This is a genomic window from Salifodinibacter halophilus, from assembly GCA_012999515.1.
Taxonomy (GTDB): Bacteria; Pseudomonadota; Gammaproteobacteria; order Nevskiales; family Salinisphaeraceae; genus Salifodinibacter; species Salifodinibacter halophilus.
Map to the genome: position 1 here is coordinate 1 of JABEEB010000718.1, position 237 is coordinate 237.

At 75.1% G+C, this 237-nt stretch carries 1 protein-coding gene; it reads left to right on the forward strand.

The genetic code is table 11. The features are described from left to right. Positions 1-237 (forward strand): solute-binding protein (locus HKX41_13435; GenBank protein NNC25137.1); only part of this gene is annotated, 237 nt, incomplete at both ends.

The following is a 237-nucleotide window of genomic DNA, read 5'->3' on the forward strand; positions in this document are numbered from 1 at the left end:
CCGCTGCTGGACCGGGTCGCCCGCGGCCAGCTGGCCTTGGCCTACAACGTGCTGGGCTCCTACGCCCAGGCCCGGATCGACGCCGGCGCCCCACTCGGCATCGTCCTGCCCGAGGACTACACCCTGGTGCTGCTGCGCACCGCGCTGATCCCGCGCGAGGCCGCCAACGCGGTCGAGGCCGGGCGGTTCCTGGACTATCTGCTGTCGCCGCGCGGGCAGGCGGTGCTGGCCCGCCAG